The organism is Comamonas sp. lk (genome assembly GCF_900564145.1).
GTDB lineage: Bacteria > Pseudomonadota > Gammaproteobacteria > Burkholderiales > Burkholderiaceae_C > Comamonas.
Window position 1 is genome coordinate 1,647,221 of sequence record NZ_UOOB01000001.1, and the last position, 26,380, is coordinate 1,673,600.

Sequence of the window (26,380 nt, forward strand, 5' to 3'; positions counted from 1 at the left end):
GAGACAAACATGGACTTCACCTTCTCCGAAGAACAAATCGCTTTCCGTGATTCGGTCAGCCGTTTTCTGATGACCGAAGCCGCTCCCGAGCTGCTGCGCGAGATCTGGGAAACCGAATCGGGCCGCTCGCCCGAGCTGTGGACCAAGATTGCCGAGCAAGGCCTAATGGGCCTGTCCGTACCCGAGGCCGAAGGCGGCATGGGCATGAGCGATATCGACTGGGCCTTGCTGCAGCAGGAAGTGGGCTACTACTCCTTGCCCGACTCCCTGACCGACACGGCCTATGTGGCGGCAGGCATGCTGTCCGCATTGCCCCAAGACCATGTCTTGCGCAGCGAATGGTTGCCCAAGATTGCCGAGGGCAGCTGCCGTGTTGCCGTGGGTCACCCCGTCAATCTGCATGTGGCCGATGCGGCTTTGGCCGACCTGCTGCTGCTGCCCCATGTCACCAGCGCGGGCGTGGAGCTGCATGTGCTCAAGCCCGGCCAGTGCCAGATCACCGAACTCAAGAGCTTCGATACATCGCGTCGTCTCTGCCAGGTGCAGTGGACGGCGTCGGATGCGACCCGCGTGCTCGATGCCGTACAGGGCCAGAAAGTCTGGGACCTGGCCGGCGAGCGCGGTGCTCTGTGTGCCGCCGCCCAGTTGCTGGGCCTGGCTCAGCGCATGCTGGACTTGTCGGTGGACTATGTGGCCCAGCGCAAGCAGTTTGACAAGGCCATCGGCAGCTTCCAGGCGGTGCAACACCATCTGGCCGATATCGTGACCAAGATCGAGTTTGCCAAGCCGGTGCTGTACCGCGCTTTCTACGCGATCCAGCATGGCGAGGCCGATCTGGCGGTGCGCATCTCGCACGCCAAGCTGCAATGCAGCGAGGCAGGCTGGTTTGCGGCCCGCAACAGCCTGCAGGTACATGGCGCCATGGGCTACACCTGGGAAGTGGACCTGCAGATGTTCATGAAGCGCGCCTGGACGCTGGACGCGGCCTGGGGCGACAAGGCCTATCACTCGGCCCGCCTGACCACGGGATTGCTGCGCAATCCCCATCCGCCCGTGGGCCCTGGTGCCACGTTCGATAGAGAAATCCATAGCGGCTGCGCATCGCAAACCACAGCCTGCAAACCCATTGCCGAGGAGATGGCTGCATGAGCGCCCAAGCCTATATTGTTGATGCCCTGCGCTCGCCCACAGGCAAGCGCAAAGGTTCTCTGGCCCAGGTTCACGGCGCCGATCTCGGCGCCCATGTGATCAAGGCCCTGGTGGAGCGCAACGAGATCCCGGCGGCTGACTATGACGATGTGATCTTCGGCTGTGTGGACACCATTGGTGCACTGGCCGGCGACATTGCCCGCACCTCCTGGCTGGCCGCCGGCATGCCTTTGAACGTGCCTGGCACCACCATCGACCGCCAGTGCGGCTCCTCTCAGCAGGCCATTCATTTTGCGGCCCAGGCCGTGATGAGCGGCACGCAGGATGTGGTGCTGGCCGGCGGCGTGCAGACCATGACGGCCATCCCGATTTCCTCGGCCATGCTGGCCGGTCAGGCCCTGGGCTTTACCACGCCGTTTGCCGAGAGCAAGGGCTGGCAGGCGCGTTTTGGCAATGCTCCTGTCAACCAGTTCTACGCGGCGCAGCGCATTGCTGACCATTGGGGTGTAAGCCGTGCCGACATGGAAGTGTTTGCCAAGGAAAGCCATGACCGTGCCTTGCGGGCGATTGCCGAAGGCCGCTTCGATCGCGAAATCGTACCGTTTGGCGATTTCAAGATGGATGAAACCGCACGCCTGAGCACGCTGGAGAAAATGGCGACGCTGGAGCCCGTTGATCCTACTTACCCCAAGATCACGGCTGCAGTTTCCAGCTCCACCTGCGATGCCGCAGCCGCTGTGCTGGTGGTCTCCGAAGCGGCGCTCAAGCGCTACAAGCTGACGCCCCGTGCCCGCATTCATCATATCAGCGTGCGTGCCGATGATCCCATCTGGCACCTGACGGCCCCGATCGCGGCCACGGAGTTCGCGCTCAAGAAATGCGGCATGAGGCTGTCCGACATTGATCTGGTGGAGATCAACGAAGCGTTTGCTTCCGTGGTCATGGCCTGGCTCAAGGAAACCGGCTACGACCATGCCAGTACCAATGTCAACGGCGGTGCGATTGCCCTGGGCCATCCTCTGGGTGCCTCGGGCGCCAAGCTGATGACCACGCTGCTGCACGAACTGGAGCGCACCGGCGGTCGCTACGGTCTGCAAACCATGTGCGAGGGCGGCGGTCAGGCCAATGTGACCATCATCGAACGCCTCTGATGTAGGGCAATGCAGGCACCGCAAGGTGCCTGCATTGCGTTCAGCCCAGAACGTTCGCAGTGCAGCAAGTCATTCTAAAAATACCAATGGAGACAAAGACATGCAAGACAAGGCGACAGGCACGGAGCGCCGCATTTTCCTCAAGACGGCAGCCGCTGCCACGGCGGCAGCGGCCTTGCCCATAGCCGCCAGCCATGCCAAAAGCCTGGCTGGCAGCAGCGCAGCGGCTCCTGTCGATGCCGTGGCCACGGCCTTGCAGCTGCGCAAGGGCGACATCACGCCGCTGGAGGCACTGGACGCCGCCATTGCCCGCGTGCAGGCTCTGCCCAAGCTCAATGCCGTGGTGATCCGTGATTACGATCAGGCCCGCGCCAAGGCCAAAACGGATTCCGGTCTGAGCCGCGAAGCCCGCGCCCGGGCCACGGAACATGCGCCCTTGTGGGGCATGCCGTTTCTGCTCAAGGACCTGGGCGTCAGCATGGCCGGCACCGTCACTTCTAATGGCTGCGCCTTCTTCAAGGATGCCGTGGCCGAGCGTGATTCCACCCTGGTGCAGCGCTACAAGGCGGCCGGCCTGAACATCTTCGGCAAGACCGCCGCACCCGAGTTCGGCATGACGACGACCACGGAGTCCAGACTCTATGGCGTCACTCCCAATCCCTGGAACACCAAGCACACGACGGGCGGCTCATCGGGCGGTTCGGCTGCCGTGGTGGCCGCCGGCATTTTGCCCGTGGCCCATGCCAGCGATGGCGGCGGCTCCATCCGCATTCCTGCGGCGCACTGCGGGCTGTTCGGCCTCAAGCCCAGTCGCGGACGCGTGCCGGCCGGCCCCGATGCGCTGGATGGTGCGGTCGGGTTGTCGGTGCATCACGTCATCAGCCGCAGCGTGCGCGACAGCGCCTTGCTGCTGGATCTGACGGCAGGCCCCGAAGCCGGTTCGCGTGTGCGCCCGCCGTCGAATGCGCAGGGCAGCTATCTGCAGGCGCTGACCCGGCCCGAGCGCAAGCTGCGCATTGCTATTTGGCGCAAGAACTATTTTGGTGTGCCCGTGCATGCAGATTGCCTGGCAGCGGTGGACAAGGCGGCCAAGCTGTGCGAAGCCATGGGCCATGTGTTGGAAGAAAAAATGCCCGAGCTGCCGGTGGCCGAGATCTTCGGTGGCATGGGCCCTGGCATGTCTGCCGGCCTGCTCAATGCCATCGAAAATCGCGAAAAGCAGCTGGGCCGTGCCGTGCGTGAGGACGAGATGGAGCCGCTGGACTGGGCCATGCTGCAGGTCGCCAAAAAAGCCAGCGCTCTGGAGCTTTACCGCGCACGTGCCGGTTTTGACAAGGCCGGCCAGCTGCTCGATGCCTTCTTGAGCCAATACGACCTGATTTTGACGCCGACCACCGCCGTGCCGGCACAGCTGCTGGGCGTGCTGCGCCTGGATCTGCCGTACGAGAGCTATGCGGCCGAAGCCATGAAGTCCTCGGCCTTCACCTCGCTGTTCAACATCAGCGGTCATCCCGCCATGTCCGTGCCCCTGCACTGGACTGCAGAGCAGATTCCGGTGGGATCGCACTTTGTAGCGCCTTTTGGCGGCGAGGCGCGCCTGCTGTCCCTGGCGGCGCAACTGGAGCAAGCCATGCCCTGGGCACATCGTTTTCCCGATCTTTCCGCTTTGAAAGCCTGAAGGAGCCGCAATGACTCATAACGCAAACACGGCGCCGAACGCGCAAGGTATGGACAGACGCGCCTTCATGCAAGGCGCGGCGGCCATGGCGGCTGCGGCCAGTGTGCCGTCCATGGCCCATGCCAAGTCAGCCAGTACCGGTGCACAACAAGGAGCAGTCATGGATGGAATCGCCTGGGCCCAGCAGATTCGACGCGGCGATGTGACGCCTCTGGAGGCGCTGGAAGCGGCCATTGCCAGGGTGGAAGCGCTTCCCAAGCTGAATGTCGTGGTCATCAAGGACTATGAGCTGGCCCGCGGCCATGCCAGGCAAATGTCTGCGCTGGGCGCTGCAGCACGTGCCAGCGCTGCAGAAAAAGCACCGCTGTGGGGTGTGCCGTTTCTGCTCAAGGACTTGAACCAGTATGTGAAGGGAACCGTCACCACCAATGGCTGCGTGTTCTACAAGGGTGCAGTGGCGCAGTACACCAGCACCTTGGCCGAGCGCTACCAGCAGGCGGGGTTGAATATTTTCGGCAAGACGGCCTCGCCGGAGTTTGGCCAGACGCCCACCACCGAGTCCAGGCTCTACGGCAAGACGCCCAATCCCTGGAATGCCGAGCACACCACGGGCGGATCGTCCGGTGGCGCGGCTGCCGTGGTGGCGGCCGGCATTTTGCCTGTGGCCCATGCCAGCGACGGCGGCGGCTCCATCCGTATTCCGGCCTCGCATTGCGGCATCTTCGGCCTCAAGCCCAGCCGTGGCCGTCTGCCCGCCGGGCCCATGGCCATGGAAGGTTGGATGGGCATGTCCATGAACCATGTGGTCAGCCGCACGGTTCGCGACAGCGCCCATGTTCTGGACCTCACTTCCGGCGCCGAGCCGGGCTCGCGCGTGTGGGCGCCCCGCGATGTGCAGGGCAGCTATGTGCAGGTCATGGAGCGGCCGCTCAAAAAGCTGCGCATTGCCGTATGGCGCAAGAACCACTTCAATCTGCCGGTGGACCCGCAATGCCTGATGGCGCTGGACAAGGCCATCAAGGCCTGTACCGCTTTGGGCCATGAGGTGGTGGAGGACATGCCCGAGCTGCCCGTGATGGAAATGTTTACCGGCATGGGCGTGGTCACTGGCGTAGGCCTGATCACCTCGGTCAAGGCCAGGGAAAAGCAGCTGGGCCGCGAGGTGCGTGAAGCCGAACTGGAGCCGCTGGACTGGCTGGCCTACCAGAAGGCCAAGGGTTATAGCGCCGAGCAGATGTTCAATGCGTGCACTGTTTTTGATAGCGCCGGGCGCACGCTGGATGTGTTCTTCAAGCAGTACGACCTGATTCTGACGCCGGTGACGGCCGTGCCGCCCCAGCGCCTGGGGGTACTGGCCCTGGATCAGCCTTATGAGAGCTTTGCGGCAGCTGCCATTCATGCCGCGCCCTATACCGGCATATTCAATATGACCGGTCTGCCCGCCATGTCGGTGCCCATGCACCAAACGCCTGAGCGACTGCCCGTGGGCGCGCATTTTGCAGCGCCCTATGGCTACGAAGGGCGTTTGTTCAATCTGGCAGCGCAGCTGGAACAGGCCGTTCCCTGGGCGCACAAGCTGCCCGATCTATCGATTTTCAAAGCGTGATTTTAATGCGCAGGCCCGTGGAACGGGCCTGCGATGCAAGCCAAAAAAGGGGACTGAAATGGGTATTTGCAACCAAAGAACCGTGGTCATCACCGGTGCCGGCGGCGGCCTGGGCCGCGCCTATGCGCTGGCTTTTGCGCAAGAAGGTGCCAATGTGGTGGTCAACGACATCCGTGCCGAAGCGGCCCAGGCCGTGGTCGATGAGGTGATTGCCGCTGGCGGCAAGGCGTTGGCCAACACTGGCGACATCACCAGCGTGGCCGGTGCGCAATCAATTTTGGACGCCACGCTGGCGGCATTTGGCGAGGTGAACGTCATCGTCAACAACGCCGGCGTGTTGCGCGACCGCATGTTTCTGAGCCTGTCCGAGGAAGACTGGGACATGGTGATGCGTGTGCATCTGCGCGGCCATTTCTGCATGGCCAAGGTCTTTGGCGGCTACTGGCGCGATCAGAAAAAGGCCGGCAAGCAGGTGGACGCCCGCATCATCAACACCAGCTCAGGCGCCGGTCTCCAAGGCTCCATAGGCCAGAGCAACTATGCCGCCGCCAAGGCCGGTATTGCCGGCCTGACCCTGGTGCAGGCAGCCGAACTGGCCCGCTATGGCATCACCGCCAACTGCCTGGCTCCGGCAGCGCGTACCTCCATGACCGAAGGCGCCATGCCCGAGATGGTGAAAAAGCCCGAGTCCGGTTTCGATGTCTGGGACCCTATGAACGTGGCCTCCATCGTGGTGTGGCTGGGCAGTGCCGAGTCCAAGCACGTGACGGGTCGCTGTTTCGAAGCCAAGGGCGGCGAGCTGTCCGTGGCCGACGGCTGGTTTACCGGCCAGATCCGCGACAAGCAAAACCGCTGGGCGCCAGAGGAACTGACCGGCGTGGTCGATCAGCTGATTGCCGAAGGCAAGACCCCGCAAAAGGTCTACGGCAGCTGATTTGCTTCTCCCCTGTCGTCATAACGGAGTACGCGAGCCATCATGGATTTAAGTCTGAACGAAGAGCAGAGAATGATTGCCGAAAGCGCGGCAGTGTTTCTGCAGGAAAAAAGCAACTCGGCCCAGCTGCGCAAAGTCATTGATGCCGGCGACGGCATGGACCGCGCGCTGTGGCAGGAGGCCGTGGAGCTGGGCTGGTGCGGCGTGGCCCTGCCAGAGAACGCCGGCGGCATGGGGCTGGGCTGGCGCGAGCTGACTTTGTTGCAGGAGCAGATGGGCTACCACCTGGCCTGCCTGCCGTTCTTTGATGCCGTGGTGGCGCTGACTCCGTTGTGGCAGCACCTGAGCCGGACCGGGCCGGGCCTGGTCGTGGTGGAGCGCCTGGTGCAATCGGGCCAGGTCTGCGTTCTGGGTATGACGGTACGGGGCGAGCTGCCCGCTGCTGCGACCGTGACAGTGGAAGGCGATGCACTGGTGTTGAACGGCCTGTGGAACCAGGTGGGCTCCGGCACACACGCCGATGTGTTTTTGCTGCCAGCCACCTTGCCTTTCGGATCGCTGGGTTTGCTGGAGGTGAGTGCCAAGACCGAAGGCCTGAGCGTGCAGGCGCTGCCTACGGTGGACGCCACGCGTAGCAGCGCCCATGTGACGGCCGTGAATGTCAGGCTGAAGGGCTCTGCCGTGCTGGTGCATGGCGATGCCCTCAAAAAACTATGGGAGCAGACCCGTAATCTGGCCGCCATTGGCTTGGCGGCAGAGCAAGTCGGCGTGGCCGAGCGAGCCCTGGATCTGGCGGTGGCGTACACCCAGGAGCGCCAGCAGTTTGGCAAACCCGTGGGCAGTTTTCAAGGCGTCAAGCACCGCGCCGCACAAATGCTGGTGGCTGTGGAGACCGCCCGTTCCGCCGTTTATGCAGCAGCTTTTGTAGCAGATACCGCTGGTGAATCAACGGATCTGGCATTGTTTGCGGCGCAAGCCCGTACAGAAGCTACGGAAGCCGCTCTCTTTTGCACGAGAGAAAGCCTTCAGCTGCACGGCGGCGTGGGCTTTACCTGGGAGTTCGATCCGCATCTGTTCCTGCGCCGCGCCCAGTCTGCCAGCCAGCGCCTGGGGACGGTGGAACAATGGCGCGAAGTGGTTGCCCGTCAATTGTTGGATGAGCCTGAGCAGGAGCACGCATGAAAATGCAGGAATCGGAAATCAACGAAGCTTTTCGCGCCGAGGTGCGTGAATGGATGGCTCAGCATCTGCAAGGCCGGTTTGCACCGCTCAAGCATGCCAGCGGCTTGGGGGCCGAGGGGTATGACGCCCTGCTGGCCAAGCAATGGGAGCAGGAGCTGGCACTGGGCGGCTGGACCGGCCTGGGCTGGGATGCGCAATACGGCGGCCGTGGCCTGTCGCTGGCCCAGCAAGTCATTTTTCATGAAGAGTATGTGGGCTGCGGCGGCCCCGGCCGCATAGGCCATATCGGCGAGACGCTGCTGGCCCCCACGCTGATGGCCTATGGCACGCCTGAGCAAAAGCAGCGCTTTTTGCCCGGCATTCTGGCCGGCACCGACTACTGGGCTCAGGGATATTCCGAGCCCGGCGCAGGCTCGGATCTGGCGGCCATACGCACCAAGGCCTGTCTCGATGCGACCACGGGCGAGTGGGTGATCAACGGGCAAAAAGTCTGGACCTCCTGGGCCCATGAATCCGAGTGGATTTTCGTGCTGGCCCGTACCGACGAAGCGGGTGGGGCAGCAGGTGGTCGCCATGCTGGCATGGTGCTGCTGCTGGTGCCCCTCAAGCAAGCCGGCGTGGAAGTGCGGCCGATCCGCCAGATCACCGGCACCTCGGAGTTCAACGAGGTCTTTTTCGACGGCGCCCGCACCGAAGCCAGTTTGCACCTGGGCCCTGTGGGCGATGGTTGGAAAGTGGCCATGTATCTGCTGGGCTGCGAGCGCGGTGCTTCCACGCTGGGCCAGCAGGCGCATTTCCGTTACGAGCTGGAGCTGATCGTGGCTCTGGCCAAGCGCAACGGCGCGGCCAGAGATCCCATGCTGCGCCAGCGCCTGGCCAAGGCGGCGCTTGGGCTGCAGACGCTGCGCAGCCATGCTTTGCGCTCTTCGGGCGAGGACACGCCGCAGCGTGTGGCTTCGGTCTCCAAGTACGCCTGGTCCAACTGGCATCGCGCCTTGGGCGAGCTGGCCATGGACGTGCTGGGTGAGCAAGGGGAGCTGGCGCTAGACGATCCGGATCTGGCTGCATTGCAGCAGCTATGGCTGGTCAGCCGCGCCGACACGATTTACGCGGGCACCAACGAGATCCAGCTTAACCTCATGGCCGAGCGCAGCCTGGGCATGCCGCGTTAGTCCTTGCGCCCGGATGCGAGTCCGGGCGTGCGCCATTCAGGCTGTCGCTCAGGGGTTACCCTTAATCTGAACGGTAGCTTTTTTTATTTGGGTTAACGCGTAAATTGTTTACAGGGCGACACTAGGGAATGACCTATCGTCCAAAGTGACGATGTTGCGATGCAACGTAGGCGACATGATGAATGCAATCCATCTTCATCTGCCTTCACATGACTCGCGTTCCCTCTTACGTTGCTCCCCACGGTTTGCTCAAGGACAAGACAGTGCTGGTCACTGCGGCAGCCGGCGCCGGGATTGGTTTTTCCGCTGCAAAGCGCGCTGCTGAAGAGGGCTGCAAGGCCTTGTTCATTTCCGACGTGCATGAGCGCCGTCTGCAGGAAGCGGTAGAGCAGATCAAACAAGATACGGGTTTATCCCAGGTTCACGGTCTGCTGTGTGATGTGAGCAAGGAAGAGCAGGTTCAGGCCCTGATCCAGGCAGCCGATTCCACCATGGACGGCATCGATGTGCTGATCAACAACGCCGGTCTGGGCACCAGCTGCAAAGTGATCGACATGCCCGATGAAGAGTGGAACAAGGTGCTGGATGTCACCCTGACCGGCACTTTCCGCATGACCCGCGCAGTGCTCAAGGTCATGCAGCCGCGCGGCAAGGGCGTGATTGTGAACAACGCTTCCGTGCTGGGCTGGCGCGCTCAGACCGAGCAAGCCCACTATGCGGCGGCCAAGGCCGGCGTCATGGCTTTCACGCGCTGCTCGGCGCTGGAGGCGGCCGAATACGGCATCCGCATCAATGCCGTGGCGCCTTCCATCGCCATCCATGCCTTCCTCAAGAAATCGGCTTCCGAAGAGCTGCTGAGCAAGCTCTCCGAAAAAGAGGCGTTCGGCCGCGGTGCAGAGCCTTGGGAAGTGGCCAACGTCATGATTTTCTTGGCCAGCGATTACTCGTCGTACATGACGGGTGAGGTGGTGTCCGTCAGCTCGCAAAGGGCATAAGCCATGAGCGAAGTTGCAGAAAAGACCTTGTTTGATTCGGCTGCCTCGGTGCTGGCCTCGGTAGGGCGCCAGCTGGGCGAGACCGAGTGGATGCAAATCACGCAAGAGCGCATCCATCAGTTTGCCGACGCCACGGGTGACCACCAGTGGATTCACGTAGACCCAGAGCAAGCCAAAAACGGCCCGTTTGGCGCCTGTGTGGCCCACGGCTATCTGACGCTGTCCCTGGCCAATCTCTTTTTGCCCCAGCTGGTCTCCTATGACGGACTGACCATGGGCGTGAACTACGGCTGTGACAAGGTGCGTTTTCCGTCACCGGTGCTGGTGAACTCCTGGGTTCGGGGCAGTGGCGAAGTGATTGCTGCCTCTCCGATCGGTGAAGACGGGGTGCAGGTGACGGTGCGCATCACGGTGCAGGTCAAAGATCAGGACAAACCCGGCTGTGTGGTCGAAACCATCAGCAGGCTGTTCTTTTCAAGAAAGAATTGAGTGTGCAAAAACTGCATGCACATGGATGCAGTTTTTTCGCAAGCAAAAAAGGACGAGTTGCCGCAGAGCGACCGACCTCCAAAAAGGGCAGATTCCCACGCCCAAGGCGCGACGAACAGTTAGTTTAGGAGACAAAAGACATGAAAGACGCAGTCATCGTTTCGACGGCACGCACCCCCATCGGCAAGGCTTATCGCGGTGCCTTCAACGATACCGAAGCTCCGGTGCTGGGTGGCCATGTCATCCGTGCAGCCCTGAACAAGGCCGGTGTGGATGGAGCGGACGTGGGCGACGTCATTCTGGGCATTGCCGCACAGCAGGGCACTCAGGGCTACAACCTGGGTCGTCTGTGTGCTTATACCGCTGGCCTGCCCGAATCCGTGGGCGGCATGGTGATTGACCGCATGTGCGCCTCCGGCCTGATGAGCATTGCCACTGCCGCCAAGAGCGTGATGACGGGCGAGCTGGACATTGCCGTGGCCGGCGGTTTGGAGTCCATCTCTCTGGTGCAGAACAAGTACAAGAATTCCTACCGTGCCCAGTCCAAGGCGGTGCTGGCTGCCGAGCCCACGGCCTATATCCAGATGATTGAGACAGCCGAACTGGTGAGCCAGCGCTACGGCATCAGCCGCGAAGCCCAGGACGAATACGCGCTGCGCAGCCAGCAGCGCGTGGCTGCGGCCCAGGCCAAGGGCTTGTTCGACGACGAAATCGTGCCGCTGACCAGCGTCAAGCAGCTGTTTGACAAGGAAGGCAATGTCACCGGCACCGAGGAAGTCACGCTGACCCGCGACGAAGGCAACCGTGCCGACACCACGCTGGAAAGCCTGGCCAAGCTCAAGCCGGTGTGGAAGAACGGCCAGTGGGTGCCGGAAGGCCAGTTCATCACGGCCGGTAATGCTTCCCAGCTGTCCGACGGCGCCAGCGCCTGCGTGGTGATGAGCGCCGATGAGGCCCGCGCCCGAGGCCTGACTCCGTTGGGCACCTACCGTGGCGTGGCCGTGGCCGGTTGTCGCACCGATGAAATGGGCATTGGCCCGGTCTACGCGATCCCCAAACTGCTCAAGCAGCACGGCCTGAGCGTGAACGACATCGATCTGTGGGAAATCAATGAAGCTTTCGCCTGCCAGGTCATCTACAGCCGCGATACACTGGGAATTCCCGATGATCGCCTGAACGTCAACGGTGGTGCCATTTCTATCGGTCACCCTTTCGGTATGTCCGGTGCGCGTCTGGCGGGCCATGCCCTGTTGGAAGGCCGCCGCCGCGGGGCCCGCTATGTGGTGGTAAGCATGTGTATAGGCGGTGGCATGGGTGCTGCCGGCCTGTTTGAGTTGAGCTGAGCCATCCCTGACCACTTGCAAAGGGTTGAACATGATGGACAGCGCTTACGCCAAGATGGGTTTTTCAACGTACATACCCCGCTCCCTGGAGTGTGTGCTGAAGGATGTACCAGTTTTTGACACCCCGGTGGTGACTGCACGCGCCATGGACACTCCGTTCATCAGCGCCGAGCAGCTCAGCAACCTCGTCAGCCTGCTTTATGAAGCGGCTCTCGATCCCGAAGGCTGGAAGCCGTTTCTGGAGGCCTTGCGCCTTCAGCTGGGCGGCAACTACGCTTCGCTGATCGTGCGCCCTGGCAGTGCCGATGATGTGGGTCTGATCGTGTCTGCAGCGGGTGGCCGCACGGACCTGATGCCCAACTCCCCCAAGATCAGCATGAGTCCGTTTCGTGGCATGCCCACGGACCGCATTGTGACCGTGGGCGATGTGATGCCCGAGTCCGAGTGGCGCGCTTCGAGCTACTACAAGGACTGGTGCAAGCAGATGGAGGTCTTCCATGTGATGGCGGCCGACATCGTGACCAAGGATGGTTGCGTCTACGGCCTGCGCATCACGCGTCCGGAAACCGCTGCGGCATTCAACAAGCAGGAACGTGCATTCGGCAGCATGCTTCTGGGCCATATCAAGCGCGCACTGAATCTGCATCTGTCCGTGAACCAGGATCGTCAGGTCATCTCGCTGTACAGCAAGGCCACGGCCCAGCTGATGGTGGGGGTGGTGATTCTGGATCAGAACGGCTCGGTGCTGGAATGCAATCCGGCAGCGGCCAGCATTCTGGACATGCAGGACGGCCTGAAGATCTCCGGCGGCATGCTGGAGGCCAACTACGCCAACGACAACCGCAAGATGCAGCGCCTGATCAAGGACGCCTTGCTGCATACCCAGGTTTCGCGTCTGTCCATGACCGAAGGCATGTCGGTCAGCCGCCAGTCGGGTCAGCTCAACTGGGGCGTGGTGGTGCAAAGCATCTCTCCCGATGAGTGGACCGAAGGTAAGCAGCGCCCCAGCGTGGCCGTGTTTGTGCGCGACACGGGCGGCAAGGCCGATCCACCGGTCAAGCTGGCCCAGCAGCTGTTCCAGCTGACACCGGCCGAAACCTCGCTGGCAATTCAGCTGGCCAACGGCCTGTCGCTGGAAGAGGCCGCCGAAGCGCTGAACATTCGTCGCAACACCGCGCGTGCCCATCTGCGCTCCATCTTCTCCAAGACCGGCGTGCGTCGCCAGACCGAGCTGGTGCGCATCTTCCTCAACAGCGTGGCCTGGCTGGGCAACAAGTAAGCGCTGGATGCCATGATCGAAAAAACGGGCTTCGGCCCGTTTTTTGTTTGTGTGCTTCTGGCGGGCAAACCACCTGCCGCGCCCCGGTACCCGTTCTCACTCCATCCCGGCGCCTTTACGGCCATAGAAGCCCCTGCACAGGCGTATCGCGGTGACGGATTTCGGTCGGCAACCAGCGGCAGTCGCTGGCGGTTCGAACGGTTTCGCAAATCTGCAATCAATTTTTAAAAAAGCTGCAGACACCGATGTCAGACCTTCCCACAGAGTCTCATCCTGCCCTATAAACGCCTTGGCACGGTCGAACTCTGCAAGCTTTTGCTTAACAGGTGTTTGGAGTTAGTGCCCAAACCCAGCGGTTTCTGACCCAGGTGTGCGTTCAAGGAAGTTGAGAATCAAGATGGCCAGCCTTCACTCCCGCAAGCTTTTGCATCGCATCGTGCTCGGCAACCTGCTAGTGGCAGCTCTGCTGTGCTTTGCCACCTGGCTCAGCATGCATGCCAATTACCGCGCGGACATGGACCTGGGAGTGGCCGTCACCCAGCACCAGGCGCGCAGCCTGAGCCTGGAGCTGGATGCCGAGATGCGGTTGGTGGACAACGCTCTGTCGTCCATGGCCAGCCGCTATCGTACGCGCAGCTTCGATGGGCTGACAGCCGCAAACTTTGCCCTGTACGACATGCTGCAGGAGCAGCGTGCCCTCATCCCTTTTGTCACGGCCCTGCGCATCACGGACCGTAGCGGTGAAGTGCTCATCACGCCCAGCGAAATCGATGTGCCATTTTCGGTGGCCGACCGCGCCTATTTCGCCCAGGCTCGCGAATCTGATCAGATGGTGGTGTCCGAACCTCTGGTCAGCAGGTCTTTCGGCAAATGGTCTATCGTGCTGGCTCGGCGCCTTCAGTCCGAGGACGGCAGCTTCCAGGGCATTGTTTATGCCATCGTCGCGGCGGAGCATTTCCACCAGTTATTCCGGCGCCAGTCGTTTGGTGCGGACAGCGCTGTGGCTCTGCGCAACGATCAGGCAATGCTGGTGGCACGCTATTCGTCAGAAAATCGGGATGCCGAAGCCGGTATCGGCATGACCACCGTCTCGCCCGAATACTCTCAAGCCATGGGCCGCAGCCGCGAGCAAGGCAGCTACATCACACCCACCTTGCTCGACGGCGTAGAGCGCATCACGGCCTACCATCGCTTGCCGGGTTATCCACTCACGGTGTTCACCGGGCTGAGTACGCAAACCTATTTGGCCATGTGGCGTGCCTCGGCCCGGCGCGCATGGAGCCTCACCGGCTTGTGCATTGTGCTGATCGCCCTGGGCTCGGTGGCTTTGTTCCGAGTACAACAGCGCGAACGTCGCATTCGCAAAGAGCAGGAACTGGTGATCGACAATGACTTGATCGGCATGGCTCGCTTGCGCGATCGCAAGATCGTGTGGACCAACCCCGCCATGCGTCGCCTGCTCAAGCAGTCGGCCGAGGCTCTGCAGGGCGCGTCCACGCGCACCATCTACCCCGACGAGGCGACCTACCAGCGTATAGGCGAAAAAGCCTACGAATCTTTGCGATCGCGTGGCAAATTTCACCTGCAATTCCAATTGCAAGCCGCCGACGGCAAGCTGCTTTGGGTAGATGCTTCCGGCACACTGTTAACTGCCGAGGAGTCTCTATGGATATTTGTGGACATTGACGCCCTCAAACGGGATGAACAAGCCGCCCATCATCTTGCCAACCACGATGCGCTTACCGGTCTGGCGAACCGCCGCGCCCTGGAAGACGCACTGGAGCAAGAACTGATCTGCGGCCGCAGGGTTGCCGTGTGTTTCATGGACCTGGATGGTTTCAAGCAGGTCAACGATACCCAGGGCCACGATGCCGGCGACGAAGTTCTGCGAGTGGTCGCCGCCCGGCTTTTGGCTCAGGCCCGTACAGGCGACTGCGTTGCCCGCCTGGGCGGCGATGAGTTTGTGGTGCTGCTATCAGGTTTGCGCACTCCCGAGGAAGCGGTGTCCGTCATGACACGCTGCATGAATGCCGTGAGCCAGCCGATTGCCCTGGATGCGGGAATCATGGTTCAGGTCGGCTGCAGCATTGGTATCTCCATCAGCGCCGAGGGTTGCGCCGCTGCCAGCCTGCTGCAGAGCGCAGACGAGGCCATGTACGCAGCCAAGCATGCAGGCAAGGGGCGCATCGTTCAATATTCGGACCTGCAAGGCTCGGTCACCTGAATCCTGTCGCGAGCTTCATCGATGGGGGCTTGGAGCTCGGCTTGCCAAACGCGCGATGCGAGTCAAGTCGCCTTGCTGCCGAGCCCGCAGGAGCGACTTTCTGCCTTCTGTGGCGCCTTGTGTGCAGGGAGCATTTCACCCGGTGCTGGCCTCTCGAGTCCTGGGGTCGAGGAGCCCGCGCCTTTAGGTGGTTTCAGGTCTTTCAGTGGTCCGTCAAGGCTCTATGCAAGTGGAGAAGAAAGCAGATGAAGCTATAAAAAATATAGCTTTATGCGCCTGATGTGAGTTAACTTCAGAGCCAAAAGCATCTGAAGCCTCATGAAATACGGCGCTGAATGCTTTTAATTTGATAGCAAGATATCTCGGCTCTAAAGGCTCAGGCGCAGGCCCCAGCCTCGCGCAGCGCCGCAATGTCTGTGGCTCCATAGCCCACAGATGCCAGCACGGCATCCGTGTCCTGACCGATCTTGGTGCCTTGTTCAGGCGTGCGTGCGCTCGTGCGTGAAAAGCGCGGTGCGGGTGCAGGCTGGCGTTGCGGCCTGCCATCCACTTCCAGATCCACAAACAGATGGCGCTGGGCGTTGTGGGGGTGGTTGGGGGCATCGGCAAGACTCAGAACGGGGGCGAAACAGACATCGCTGCCGTCCAGCTCGGCGCACCATTGGGCTTGGGTCTTGCTTTGCACAATGGCTGCAACCCGGGCCTTGAGTGCGGGCCAATCGGCGCTCTGGTACTGACGTTTGGGATCCACGTCGTGCAGGCCCAGCTTTTGCAGCAGCAGCGCATAGAACTGGGGCTCGATCGCACCCAATGTGATGTGCTTGCCGTCAGCGCATTCGAATACTTCGTAAAAAGGCGAGGTGTTGAGAAAGTGGTTCTGGCCCGGCTCGTCCTTCCAGTAACCCATGGCGCCGCGCATCTGGTGTATCAGCCCGCTCATGGCTGCAACGCCGTCAATCATGGCCGCATCAACTACCTGACCTTGGCCGGATTTCTGTGCCTCGAACAGGGCGCACATGATGCCGAACAGCAGGAACATGGCACCGCCCGCCATGTCGCCCACAATGGTGGGCGGCAGCAGCGGCGCCTGGCCGGGGCGCATGGCCGTGGCCATGACACCGGTGAGGGCCACGTAATTGATGTCATGGCCCGCAGCATGGGCCAAGGGACCGCTCTGGCCCCAGCCGGTGACACGACCAAAGACCAGACGAGGCGCGCGCTTTGCAACTTCTTCGGGGCCCAGGCCCAGTCGCTCCATGACGCCGGGGCGAAAGCCTTCGATCAAAGCATCGGCAGACTCGATCAGCTTCCAGGCTGCGGCTTGTCCGGCCTCGGTCTTGAGGTTCAGTGCCACGGATTTCTTGCCCCGGTTCTGCGCCATGCGCGGATAGTGTGAGGCCGTGGCGAAGTCCGTGCTGCGCTCGATCAATATGACTTCGGCTCCCATGTCGGCCAGCATCATGCCGGCAAACGGCCCCGGGCCTATGCCGGCAAATTCAATGATGCGAAGGCCGGTCAACGGGCCGTTGCTGCTGCCGGGGGCGCTTGTCTCACTCATGGGTTTTCTCGTTTTCAGTAGGGCTCTGCCATGCGGCTGATGGGCTCGCGAACGGGGCTGCAAGAGGCCGGGGCAGTGAAAGATTGGTTGGAGCTGGGGCGAAATTCCTTGCTCGTGACGCCATTGTGTAGAGCTTGACCCCGGGTTTCACTCATAGTCTGTGCTTAGTCTGAATCAGGTAGGTTGCAGCCCAATGCGTATGGCAATCTGAAAAACAAGAAATAACCAGTCGATTCAGTGAGGTGGATGTTGATGGATGCTTTGATTTTTGACCATGTTCGAACGCCGCGGGGCAAGGGCAAGCCGGATGGCGCTTTGCACGAGGTCACGCCGGTTTGGCTGGCGGCCCAGCCGCTGTTGGCCCTGCGCGAGCGCAACCAGCTCGATACCTCGGCCGTCGATGATGTGATCATGGGCTGTGTGGTCCCGGTGGGGGAGCAGGGCGGCAACGTGGGCCGCATGGCCGTGCTGCAAGCCGACTATGCACAGAGCGTGGCCGGCGTTCAGCTCAACCGCTACTGTGGCTCGGGCCTGGAGGCCGTGAGTTTTGCTGCCGCCAAGGTAATGGCAGGCCAGGCCGATATGACCATTGGCGCGGGCGTGGAGATGATGTCTCGCGTGCCCATGGGCTCGGATGGCGGGGCCTGGGCGCAAGACCCGCAGCTGGCCAGCAAGACGCATTTTGTGATGCAAGGCATTTCGGCCGATCTGCTGGCCTCGCTGCGCGGTCACAGCCGCCGCGATCTGGATGCGTATTCGGCCCAAAGCCACAGCCGCGCAGCGTTGGCCTGGGCCGAGGGGCGCTTTGATCGTTCGGTGGTTCCCGTCAAGGACTTTCTGGGTCTCACGTTGTTGGAGCGCGATGAAACCATTCGCGCCGAGACTTCGGCGGACACGCTGGCTACGCTCAAGCCCGCGTTCACCGAAATGGGCCAGAAATACGGCTACGACAGCGTGGCTTTGCAGCGCTATCCGCAGGTGGAAAAAATCGAGCACGTTCACCATGCGGGCAATAGCTCCGGCATCGTGGACGGGGCGGCCGCCGTGTTGCTGGGTTCTGCCCAGGCCGGGGCGCAGCAAGGCCTCAAGGCCCGTGCCCGCATTCGCTCCTTTGCCAGCATCGGCTCGGAGCCCACGCTGATGCTGGATGGCCCCAGCCACGCGGCACGCAAGGCGCTGCAACGCGCCCGCATGCAGGCCAGCGACATCGATCTGTGGGAGCTCAACGAAGCGTTTGCCACTGTGGTGCTGACCATGATGGAGGAACTCAATATCCCCCACGAACGCATGAATGTGAACGGCGGCGCCATTGCCATGGGCCATCCGCTGGGTGCTACCGGCGCCATGATTTTGGGCACCGTGCTCGACGAGCTGGAGCGCACGGGCAAGCAGACGGCTCTGATCAGTCTGTGTGTGGCCGCCGGCATGGGCTCGGCCATGATCATCGAGCGCGTTTGAAACGGGAAAGTACAGTCATGAATCACCACATTATTCGTTATGAAGTCGATGCCCAGGGCATCGCCACGCTGACGCTGGACTATCCCGGCAAGACCATGAACGTGATCGACCAGGCCTTCATGAACGAGCTGTCCGCCTGTATCGAGCGCATGAAGAGTGACGCCAGCGTGCGCGGCGGCATCATCACTTCGGGCAAGGACAGCTTTGTGGCCGGTGCCGATCTGCTGTCCATGGAAAGCAATATCGATGCCATGGCCGAGATGTCCGTAGCCGAGCTGCTGACTTCCTGCGCTTCCCTGTCCCAGCTGCTGCGCCAGCTGGAGAGCTTTGGCAAGCCCATGGTCGCGGCCATCAACGGCATGGCCTTGGGGGGCGGCTACGAAATCTGTCTGGCCTGCCACCACCGCATTGCGGCGGATGCACCTGGCGTGCTGGTCGGCTTGCCCGAGGTGCAAGTGGGCTTGCTGGCCGGAGCCGGCGGAACGCAGCGCCTGCCGCGCATGATCGGCATTCAGGCGTCCATGCCTTTTCTCCTGGAAGGCAAGCAGCTGCAGGCCGTCAAGGCCAAGGAGGCCGGTCTGGTCGACGAAGTGGTGGCGCCGGATCAGCTGATGGCTGCTGCCCGCCAATGGCTGCTGGCCCACGACACGGCGGTACAGCCCTGGGATGTGAAAGGCTTTCGCATTCCTGGCGGCGGCCCGCTGGATCCGCGCGTGGCTCCCGGCTTTGTGGTCGGCAACACCTTGCTGCAGGCCAAGACTTTTCACAATCTGCCGGCGCCGCTGGCCATACAGAGCTGCCTGTACGAAGGCTGCCAGCTGCCCATAGACAAGGGCTTGCGTGTGGAGAGCAAGTACCTGGCCATGCTGTCACGCGATCCGGTGGCGCGCGGCATGATTCGTACCCTGTTTGTCAACAAGGCCAAGGCGGAAAAAGGCATGCACCGCCCCGCTGGCATAGAGACTTTCAAATGCCGCAAGCTGGGTCTGATTGGTGCGGGCATGATGGGCGCAGGCATTGCCCTGGTGGCGGCCCAGCGCGGTATCGAGGTGGTGTTGATAGATCGTGATCAGGCGGCTGCCGACAAAGGCAAGGCTTACTCGGAAAAAGCGCTGACCAAGCTGGTGGACAAGGGCCGCCAAAGCCGCGAAAAAGCCGATGCCATCCTGGCGCGCATCACTCCGTCCACCGATTACGAACTGCTGCGTGATGCCGATATGGTGGTTGAAGCCGTATTCGAAGACCGTGCCGTCAAGGCCGATGTGACACGCCGACTGGACGCGGTGCTGGCGCCGGACTGCGTGCTGGCCAGCAATACCTCGGCTTTGCCCATCAGCCTGCTGGCGCAGGCCAGCAGCCGCCCCGAGCGCTTTATTGGCCTGCACTTCTTCTCGCCTGCCGACAAGATGCCGCTGGTGGAAGTGATTCGCGGCAAGCAGACCTCAGATGTGGCGCTGGCCCGGGCACTGGATTTCGTGGCCCAGCTCAAGAAGACACCCATTGTCGTCAACGACAAGCGCGGCTTTTTCACCAGCCGCTTCATAGGCGCTTTTGTCGACGATGCCATAGGTATGGTGGCCGAAGGCATTGCCCCGGCATTGATCGAGAACTGCGCCAAGCATGCGGGCATGCCCGTGGGGCCGCTGGCCATAACCGACGAGCTGTCGATCGACCTGTCCAAGCATGCCGGTGAGGCCCAGGCCAGGGAGTTTGCTGCCGAATACAAACCTGGGCGCTCGGTGCCCGTGATCAACAAGCTGTTTGAACAGGGTCGTCTGGGGCGCAAGGCCGGCAAAGGCTTTTACGACTACGACGACAGCGGCAAGCGCCTCTGGTCCGGCCTGGCCCAGCACTATCCGCTCAAGGAGTCGCAGCCCCTGGCCCATGACCTCAAACAGCGCATTCTGTATGTGCAGGCAGTAGAGGGCGCGCGCGCCATGGAAGAGGGCGTTTTGCTGGCCCCGGCAGATGGCGACATCGGGTCGATTCTGGGTGTGGGATTCCCGGCCTATACCGGTGGGCCGTTCTGCTTTATCGATGGCGTGGGCCTGCCCCGGTTCGTGGCCGAAGCCGACAGGCTGGCCGATCTGTTTGGCGAACAACTGCGTCCGCCGCAGCTGCTGCGCGATATGGCTGCCAACGGCCAGACTTTCTACGGCAAGACCGCCAGAGCCTGAAGCCCGTGCGCCCAGGGGGATGGCGTATGCGTCATCCTCCGATTCAGACATCCTCATCCGTACAAAAACACCAACGGAGACAAGACATATGAGCGAAGTCTTTGACTACATCATCATTGGCGCGGGTTCGGCGGGCGGAACGCTGGCGGCCAGATTGACCGAAAGCGGGCAACACAAGGTGCTGCTGCTGGAGGGAGGAGCAAGCCACAAGGATTTGCTGGTCAGCATGCCATCGGGCTGGGGGCAGATGGTCAACAGCCCCAAGTATTCATGGGGCCACGAAACCGAGCCTGAAAAATACGCGGCCAACCGCTGCATCAGCCTGCCGCGTGGCAAGCGCCTTGGTGGCTCATCCTCCATCAATGGCATGGTGTATGTGCGCGGCGATCAAAGCGATTTTGATAGCTGGTCAGCCATGGGGGCCAAGGGCTGGAGCCATGATGAGCTTCTGCCTTACTTCACACGTACCGAGGGGCAGCAGCGCAACGAAGAGGTCTTCACCCGCCCCTGGCATGGGCGCGGCGGGCCGCTGACGGCCAATAATCTGCATTCTCCGCATCCAGTATCGCTGGCCATGGTCAAGGCTGCGGTTCAGGCGGGTATGCCTGCCTGCGCAGACTTCAACAACGGTCATCCCGATGGGGCGGGTCTGTTTCAGGTCAATCTGAAAGATGGGCAGCGCTCATCCATTGCCCGCAACGCCATAGAGCCGGCAATGCAGCGCAAGAACCTCAAGGTGCTGATGCAGGTGCTTGTCACGCGCATAGGGCTGCAAGAGCAATGCGCTCGCACGGTGCACTGGCAGGACAGCTCGGGCGGCAGCCATAGCGCGCGTGCGGCCAGGGAGGTGCTGCTATGCGCCGGCGCTCTGCAGTCGCCTCAGCTGTTGATGCTCTCCGGCATAGGCCCGGCAGCGCATCTGCGCGAGATGGGGATTGAGGTGCAGATAGACCTGCCTGGCGTGGGCGCCAATTTGCAGGATCACGCCATTGTTCCCATGTCCTGGCGTATGAAGTCGGACACGCCCAGCCTCAACAAGTCCTTGCGTGGCCTGGGCATAGGCGCATCGGTACTCAAATATCTGCTGACCCGGCAAGGAGCCATGGCCATGCCCGCCGCCGAGTTTGCTGCATGGTTCAGCAGCGATCCCTCCCTGCCGTACAACGATATTCAGCTGCACGGTCTGCCGGTGACGGGGGATATCGAGGCCTATATGCGCGATGGCAAGGACTATCGCACCGAAGCCTTTCCCGGCATGACCATGGCGCCCTATCAGGTGCGGCCTTTCTCGCGTGGTGAGCTCAAGCTCAAAAGCGCCAGGCCGCAGGAGCTGGCCAGCGTGCGCATGAACTATCTGCACGATGAGCGCGACCGCAAGGCCTTGCTTCACGGCATGCGCGTGGCCATGAATATTGCCCGCCAGCCGGCGCTGGCCGCCTTGGTGGACGTGCAGACCCGCCCTGGCCCCGATCTGCAGCGCGATGATGAGCTGCTGGACTGGGTCTCCATGTACATGGGTTCGGGTCACCATGCCTGCGGCAGCTGCCGCATGGGCAGCGAGTCCGATGCCATGGCGGTGGTGACGCCGGATCTCAAGGTGCGGGGCGTGAAGGGGCTGCGCGTGCTGGATGCTTCGGTAATGCCGCATCTGGTTTCGGGCAATACCAATGCGGCATCGGTGGTGATTGGCGACAAGGGGGGCGATCTGGTGCTGGGCCTGCCTGCGCTGGCGGCATTTTCATCGGTTTTCCCGGCCGGGGCCGGGGAGGCGCAGAGCCTCGAGCAGGGAGTGGCGGCATGAATGGAGTTGCGCGCTATGACTATGTGATCGTGGGCGCAGGCTCGGCCGGCGGTACCCTGGCTGCTAGGCTGACCGAAGATGGCAGGCACAGCGTGTTGCTGCTGGAGGCCGGTGACAGCACGCACCGCTCCATGTTCATCACCATGCCTGCGGGCTGGGCGGCCACCACCTACAACCCGCGTTATTCATGGATGCACGAGACCGAACCGGAGGCCTATGCCGGCGGGCGCTGCCTGATGATGCCGCGCGGCAAACTGGTGGGGGGCTCCTCCTCCATCAACGGCATGATTTATATCCGGGGCCACAGACAGGATTACGACGACTGGGCCGCAGCCGGCGCCACGGGCTGGTCCTGGAAGGAAATGCTGCCTTACTTTGTGGCCACCGAAGATCAGCAGCACCCGGCCAGCGCTCTGCATGGCAAGGGCGGCGTGCTGCCGGCCTACGATCTGCCCCAACCTCATCCCACCACCCGGGCGCTGATGGAGGCCGCCGTGCAGGCGGGTCTGCCGCGTGTCCATGATTTCAACGACGGCAAGGCCGAAGGCGTGGGCCTGTTTCAGTTCAATATCCGCAAGGGTCGGCGCTCTTCGGTGGCGCACAACGCCATCGAGCCTGCGCTTGCACGCAGGAATTTCCGGCTGCAGTCGCGCTGCACGGTGCAGCGCATCGTGCTGGAGGATATGCGTGCCACGGGTGTGGAGTACCGCGACCACCGCGGCGGCCTGCATCTGGTCCATGCCAACAAGGAAGTGCTGCTGTGCGCCGGTGCCATACAGTCGCCGCAGCTGCTCATGGTTTCGGGCATAGGCCCGGCGCAGCAGTTGCAGCAACTGGGCATACCGGTGGCAAGCCATGCGCCCGGAGTTGGGGAGAACCTGCAGGATCACTGCACGGCGCCGCTGTCGTGGAAGCTGCGCAGCGCGGATCAGAGCATGAACCAGTCGTTTACCGGCATGCGCATGCTGGGCTCGCTGCTGCGCTACGGTCTGGGCCGTCAAGGGCCGCTGACCACGCCGCCGGCAGAGTTCGGCATGTATCTCAAGACCGATACCTCGCTGCCCTATCAGGACGTGCAGGTGTTTGGCCTGCCCATGAGTGCGGACCCGGCCAGCCGCAAGCATACCGGTGCAGCCATGAGGCCCGATGCCTTTGGCGGCATGACGCTGGCCCCCTACCAGGTGCGCCCCTACTCGCGCGGCAGCATACGCCTGAAGACACCTGACGCGGCCGATCACCCGGCGATTCGGATGAACTATCTGCATGACGAGCGCGATCGCCGCACGCTGATTCAGGCCCTGAGCTTTCTGCGCCATATGTGCCAGCAGCCTGCACTGGCGACCTTGGTGGAGCAGGAGGTGCAGCCTGGTGCCGATGTGCAAAGCGACGCGCAGTGGCTGGACTGGATCGCGCCACAGCTGGCCACGGGCTACCACCCGGTGGGAAGCTGCCGCATGGGCGCGGCAGACGATGAGATGGCGGTTTGCACGCCGGATCTGAAAGTCAAAGGCGTACAGGGGCTGCGGGTGATCGATGCCTCCGTGATGCCCAACCTGATTTGCGGCAACACCAATGCGGCCGCAGTCGCAATAGGGGCCAAAGGCGCCGACCTGGTCCTGGGTCGGCCCGCCTTGCCGGTATCGGCCTGAGCGGCTTCAGAGACGAACACCAGAACGGAGACAGAAAAATGAATTTTGATTTCAGCGATGACCAGAACAGCTTGCGCAACGAGATACGCAAATTCCTAAGCAAGGAGTCCCCGCTCACACAGGCTAGAGCCGTGCTGGAAGGGCAGGATTGCTATGCCCGCAGTGTCTGGAGCGGTATGGCGCAACTGGGCGTGACGGGGCTGATGCTGCCCGAGGACTGCGGCGGTATAGGACTCGGTGCCATGGAACTGTGTGTGGTGGCCGAGGAGGTGGGGCGGCAACTGAGCCCCGTGCCCCTGTCCTCCACCATGTATCTGGCGGTGCAGGCCGTGCTGCTGGGCACCCAGGCCGACTCGGCTCAGCGCCAGCGCTGGCTGCTGCCGGTTTCCGGCGGCGCCGTGGGCTGCCTGGCCGCTGCGACCGATGGTGAATTCACGCTGGAGGGCCTGCCGCAGTTTGACGGTCATTGCCTGTCGGGCAACTGCGCCTTGGTGGCCGATGGCCTGGCCGCGCAATGGGGCGTGGCTCTGGCACGCAATGCAGTGGGCCAGCCGGTGTTGGTGGCCTTCGATATCGATGGGAGCGTGGCGCGCAAAGCGCTCAAGACGCTGGATGCGTCCAAGCCTTTTGCTTCGCTGGAATTCAACAGCACAAAGGCCGAACTGCTGGATGGCGAACTGGACAGCCTGCAAGTGCTGCAACGCGTGCGCAAGCGCGCGGCGGTGCTGCAGGCCTTCGAGCAACTGGGCGCGGCAGATGCGGCACTGGAGATGGCCAGCAGCTACGCCAAGGAGCGCAAGGCCTTCGGCCGTCCGATTGGTTCCTACCAGGGCATCAAGCACAAGCTGGCCAATCTCTATACCCAGAATCAGATGGCCCGCGCCCATTGCTACTACGGCGCCTGGGCGCTGGATGCCGACATGGCCCAGCCGCAGCCAGCTGCCGAGCTGGCTGCGGCAGCGGCGGCCGCGCGGGTGAGCGCGACTCAGGCCCTGTCCGATTCGGCGCAGGAGAATCTGCATACCCACGGCGGCATGGGCTACACCTGGGAGCTTGATTGCCATCTGTTTTATCGCCGTGCACGCCAGCAGGCCGTAGAGCTGGGCAGCATCCATGCCTGGCGCGAACAACTGGCCCAGGCGCTGGAGCAGCGCATGAGCCATGCGCCGAAGGTCAATCGTCTGTCCAAGCCAGGTAGCGAAGACTCCCAGTCCATGGACTTTGACGATACGGCCGAGGAAGCCGATTTCCGCGCCGAATGCCGGGCCTGGCTGCAAGCCCAGGCGCAGCCCAAGCTGAGCGCCGATGACTTCTTTGGTCGCGGCATGACGGCGCAGCAGCGCATGGACGCCGCCCGTGAATGGCAGGGCAAGAAGGCGGCTGCCGGCCTGGGGGCGATTACCTGGCCCAAGGCCCTGGGTGGCCGTGGCGGCACGCCCATGCAGGAGCTGATCTGGCGTCAGGAGGAGGGCCAGTTTCTGGTACCCACCGGCATGTTCAATGTCAGCATCGGCATGGTGCTGCCATCGGTGATGGCCCACGCCAGCCCCGAGGTGCTGGGTCTGCATGTGGCTCCAGCCCTGGCCGGCAAGAATCTGTGGTGCCAGTTGCTGAGTGAGCCCGGTGCGGGCTCCGATCTGGGCATGGTGCGCACCCGCGCCGAGCGCTGCACGGACGGGCGAGAAGGCTGGCTCATCAATGGCCAGAAGGTCTGGACTTCGCTGGCGCAGTTTGCCCAGTTCGGACTGGTGCTGACGCGCACCAATCCGCAGGCTTCCAAGTTCGAAGGACTGTCCACGTTTTTCCTGGACATGCAATCGCCGGGTATCAGCGTGCGCCCTATTCGGCAGGCCGGTGGCGAGTCGGAGTTCAACGAGGTGTTCTTCGAAGACGTGTTTGTGCCCGATAGCCAACGGGTGGGCAAGCTGGGCGGCGGCTGGAGGGTGACCTTGACCGGTTTGATGTCGGAGCGCCTGGCCATAGGCGGCGTCATGCCTGCCGACCTGTGGCGCACCATGGGCGGGATGCTGCGCGATGCACGCTTTCTGGGAGACAGCGCTCTCAAGGATGGACGGCTGCGCGAACGCTGGGCCGATCTCTACCTCAAGGAGCAGGCGCTGTGGCTGTTGCAATGCCGTGCGCTGACGGCCTTGAGCAAGGGGCGTCAGCCGGGCCCGGAAATGAGCGGTGCCAAAAACGTGGCGGCCAGCGCCTTGCAGGCTTTCAGCTACTTTGCGATGGATTTGCTGGGCGAGCGCGGGGTGCTGGCCGCCAGTGAACTCGGTGAGCGTTTTGACATCGTCGAGCGTCTGTGGTTTGGCTCGGCCGGCATGCGCATTGCCGGCGGCACCGACGAAGTGGTGCTCAACAGCATTGGCGAGCGCGTCCTGGGTCTGGCCGCCGAACCCAAAGCCGACAAGGATCTGCCGTTTTGCGAACTGGTGGCATAGCGGTGCCGGTTTCCAGCTGTGCTGAATCGGCGGCGTATATTTCCGCAGCCCCGGCTTTACCAATCAAGCGCGACCCACTAGATCG

18 protein-coding genes are annotated in these 26,380 nt (G+C 62.4%); 17 read left to right on the forward strand and 1 reads right to left on the reverse strand.

Translation table 11 applies throughout. From position 1 onward, the window contains the following. Positions 1-9 precede the first annotated feature (9 nt). The 12 genes from EAO39_RS07455 (at position 10) to EAO39_RS07510 (ending at position 15,202) form a co-directional block, all read left to right on the forward strand. A complete protein-coding gene (locus EAO39_RS07455) occupies positions 10-1,149 on the forward strand; it encodes an acyl-CoA dehydrogenase family protein (RefSeq protein WP_120966837.1) in 1,140 nt (379 codons plus the stop codon). Then, positions 1,146-2,300, forward strand: coding sequence for an acetyl-CoA C-acetyltransferase (locus EAO39_RS07460; RefSeq protein ID WP_120966838.1), 1,155 nt, complete (start codon positions 1,146-1,148; stop codon positions 2,298-2,300). The genes EAO39_RS07455 and EAO39_RS07460 overlap by 4 nt, the downstream gene beginning before the upstream one ends. 100 nt (positions 2,301-2,400) lie before the next feature. Then, positions 2,401-3,978 carry an amidase gene (locus tag EAO39_RS07465; RefSeq protein ID WP_120966839.1) on the forward strand — a complete coding sequence of 526 codons (1,578 nt, stop codon included), beginning with the start codon at positions 2,401-2,403 and terminating at the stop codon, positions 3,976-3,978. Between the two features lie 10 nt (positions 3,979-3,988). Further along, the gene (locus EAO39_RS07470; protein WP_120966840.1) at positions 3,989-5,584 is read left to right on the forward strand and encodes an amidase; all 1,596 of its coding nucleotides are present in this window, start codon (positions 3,989-3,991) and stop codon (positions 5,582-5,584) included. 58 nt (positions 5,585-5,642) lie between these two features. Then, complete coding sequence (locus EAO39_RS07475; RefSeq protein ID WP_120966841.1) at positions 5,643-6,518, forward strand: SDR family oxidoreductase; 876 nt, start codon at positions 5,643-5,645, stop codon at positions 6,516-6,518. Between the two features lie 42 nt (positions 6,519-6,560). Beyond that, positions 6,561-7,700, forward strand: a complete 1,140-nt coding sequence (locus EAO39_RS07480; RefSeq protein WP_276209266.1) for an acyl-CoA dehydrogenase family protein — start codon at positions 6,561-6,563, stop codon at positions 7,698-7,700. Next, complete coding sequence (locus EAO39_RS07485) at positions 7,697-8,872, forward strand: acyl-CoA dehydrogenase family protein (RefSeq protein ID WP_120966843.1); 1,176 nt, start codon at positions 7,697-7,699, stop codon at positions 8,870-8,872. Before EAO39_RS07480 ends, EAO39_RS07485 begins: the two co-directional genes overlap by 4 nt. Positions 8,873-9,081: 209 nt before the next feature. Further along, positions 9,082-9,867 carry an SDR family oxidoreductase gene (locus tag EAO39_RS07490; RefSeq protein ID WP_120970808.1) on the forward strand — a complete coding sequence of 262 codons (786 nt, stop codon included), beginning with the start codon at positions 9,082-9,084 and terminating at the stop codon, positions 9,865-9,867. 3 nt (positions 9,868-9,870) lie between these two features. Beyond that, entirely contained in the window at positions 9,871-10,356 is a 486-nt protein-coding gene (locus tag EAO39_RS07495; RefSeq protein WP_120966844.1) for a MaoC family dehydratase, read from the forward strand. 140 nt (positions 10,357-10,496) lie between these two features. Beyond that, the gene (locus EAO39_RS07500; RefSeq protein ID WP_120966845.1) at positions 10,497-11,699 is read left to right on the forward strand and encodes an acetyl-CoA C-acyltransferase; all 1,203 of its coding nucleotides are present in this window, start codon (positions 10,497-10,499) and stop codon (positions 11,697-11,699) included. Positions 11,700-11,730: 31 nt separating this feature from the next. Continuing rightward, a complete protein-coding gene (locus EAO39_RS07505; RefSeq protein WP_120966846.1) occupies positions 11,731-12,978 on the forward strand; it encodes a helix-turn-helix transcriptional regulator in 1,248 nt (415 codons plus the stop codon). A 397-nt stretch (positions 12,979-13,375) separates the two neighbouring features. After that, positions 13,376-15,202: a diguanylate cyclase gene (locus EAO39_RS07510; protein ID WP_120966847.1), complete on the forward strand. Its 1,827-nt coding sequence runs from the start codon at positions 13,376-13,378 to the stop codon at positions 15,200-15,202. 376 nt (positions 15,203-15,578) lie between these two features. Here EAO39_RS07510 and EAO39_RS07515 read toward each other — a convergent pair whose 3' ends face one another. Then, on the reverse strand, positions 15,579-16,760 hold the full coding sequence (locus EAO39_RS07515; RefSeq protein WP_120966848.1) for a CaiB/BaiF CoA-transferase family protein: 1,182 nt from the start codon (positions 16,758-16,760) through the stop codon (positions 15,579-15,581). 252 nt (positions 16,761-17,012) lie between these two features. Between EAO39_RS07515 and EAO39_RS07520 the strand changes: the two genes are divergently transcribed. The 5 genes from EAO39_RS07520 to EAO39_RS07540 all read left to right on the forward strand — a co-directional run bounded on the left by EAO39_RS07520 (position 17,013) and on the right by EAO39_RS07540 (position 26,295). Next, complete coding sequence (locus EAO39_RS07520; RefSeq protein WP_120970810.1) at positions 17,013-18,218, forward strand: acetyl-CoA C-acetyltransferase; 1,206 nt, start codon at positions 17,013-17,015, stop codon at positions 18,216-18,218. A gap of 17 nt (positions 18,219-18,235) precedes the next feature. Then, positions 18,236-20,395: a 3-hydroxyacyl-CoA dehydrogenase NAD-binding domain-containing protein gene (locus EAO39_RS07525; protein ID WP_120966849.1), complete on the forward strand. Its 2,160-nt coding sequence runs from the start codon at positions 18,236-18,238 to the stop codon at positions 20,393-20,395. An 88-nt stretch (positions 20,396-20,483) separates the two neighbouring features. After that, complete coding sequence (locus EAO39_RS07530; protein ID WP_120966850.1) at positions 20,484-22,196, forward strand: GMC family oxidoreductase N-terminal domain-containing protein; 1,713 nt, start codon at positions 20,484-20,486, stop codon at positions 22,194-22,196. Next, positions 22,193-23,845, forward strand: coding sequence for a GMC family oxidoreductase N-terminal domain-containing protein (locus EAO39_RS07535; RefSeq protein WP_120966851.1), 1,653 nt, complete (start codon positions 22,193-22,195; stop codon positions 23,843-23,845). The genes EAO39_RS07530 and EAO39_RS07535 overlap by 4 nt, the downstream gene beginning before the upstream one ends. Positions 23,846-23,883: 38 nt before the next feature. Then, positions 23,884-26,295: an acyl-CoA dehydrogenase gene (locus EAO39_RS07540; RefSeq protein WP_120966852.1), complete on the forward strand. Its 2,412-nt coding sequence runs from the start codon at positions 23,884-23,886 to the stop codon at positions 26,293-26,295. The last annotated feature ends 85 nt before the right edge of the window (positions 26,296-26,380 follow it).